Genomic DNA, 1,535 nt, shown 5'->3' with positions numbered 1-1,535 from the left:
ATTATCAATTTCCAAACGGACGAAAAGTTTGAAGTGGCTTTCTCGGATAATGTGATAGAACATTTGGCGCCATTGGATTTAAATGACCACCTTCAATCAGTCTATGATAGCCTATTGCCGGGAGGTAAGTTTATCTTGGTCATGCCAAACCGTCTTTTTGGACCCATGGACATCACAAGGATTTTGGATAATTCCAGTTCGGGAAACGTCGAAGCAAAAGGGGGACATTTGAATGAGTCCACCTACCACGAAATGACTACCGCACTTTCCAAGGTAGGTTTTGGCAATTTCCAAACGGTCCTGCCCATTCCGAAATACAAATACACCCTGTTTAAAAACAACAGGATAAAGCCTGATGGAATTATCGGGATAGAGAAAAGTAAATTTTTATTGAATATATTCAGGGGGATAAAAGTTAAAGGAAGGTGCCCCATCAGGTTTACTGTAACTTTGATCTGCCAAAAGCCAGAAAACTGTTGATAGAATACTTGCTGTTTATTTTTGTCTTATTGGGTTTTGTACCGCTATTGTACATGACCTTAAAAGCCATGATCTTCAAAGGAAAATGGGAATATGTGGTGTTTTTCCTGTTGGCATATCTTCCCTTTCACATATCGGTATTGAGTATAGTTTATCAGGTTTCCTATTCAAATATTCCTGTTACATTTTTCCAACTGACCAAAGATATTTTGGTCATTCTGGCCTTTTTACTTTTCATCCTTTATCATAAAAACATCTTTGAATACCCCTTCCGATTGAACAGGGTGGACAAGATTTTCTCGGCTTTTATTGGACTTGCATTCCTTTACCTGCTCTTACCTCTTGGGGAAACCGGGTTTGTCAATAAGGCATTGTATTTTAAAAATATGCTAATACCTTCCATGGTTTATTTTTTGGGGAGAAATACCAAGTTTGACGACAAAGAAATCAGCACCGTTTTCAAAATTATCTTTACAATTGCTATTGCCGCATTCATTTTCAATATTGTAGAAGGTGTGTTGGATACCCATCTTCAGAGTTTTACGGGCTATGCGATTTTCAATCAAGGGATCAATCAAATACAACCTTCGGGGAATTTTGGTCTTCAATGGACATTTGAAACACAGGCCATTACCAAACGGTTTGCCTCTTTTTTTGCAGATCCCCTTGAATTGGCAAGCTCCGTACTGATGGGTTTTGCCGCCGGTCTGATTTGGTTTTTGACCACAAAAAGAGAATACTCCTTTTTCTATATACTTGTCATGTTATGTGCGATGGGCAGTCTGTTTTTCTCAGCCTCAAGAGCGGCCTTTGCGGCTTTTTTTATCATGATATTCTTTATTGCCATGGTTTTCAGACTGTATAAACTGATCCTGCTCGGCCTGGTATTGGCTTTGGCTTTTGTCCTGTATATTTTATTTTTTGCTTCGGAGGATTTCTATTTCTTTGTGGTAGATACGATAACATTTCAAAATGCCTCCAGTGTAGGTCATGTCCTGGAATGGTTTCAGGCATTGGATTCCATGATTGAAAACCCATTTGGGATTGGGCTTGCC

At 39.1% G+C, this 1,535-nt stretch carries 1 protein-coding gene and 1 pseudogene; both read left to right on the top strand.

All coding sequences use genetic code 11. From position 1 onward, the window contains the following. Nucleotides 1-480: pseudogene (locus tag ACEW8U_RS13905) on the top strand (hypothetical protein); the annotation flags it as partial. After that, nucleotides 477-1,535 (top strand): O-antigen ligase domain-containing protein (locus ACEW8U_RS13900; protein WP_373522657.1); only part of this gene is annotated, 1,059 nt, incomplete at its 3' end. The pseudogene ACEW8U_RS13905 and the gene ACEW8U_RS13900, both read left to right, overlap by 4 nt.

It is taken from the genome of Aquiflexum sp., assembly GCF_041751335.1.
Taxonomy (GTDB): Bacteria; Bacteroidota; Bacteroidia; order Cytophagales; family Cyclobacteriaceae; genus Aquiflexum.
This window is presented reverse-complemented; position numbering and strand designations above follow the sequence as displayed.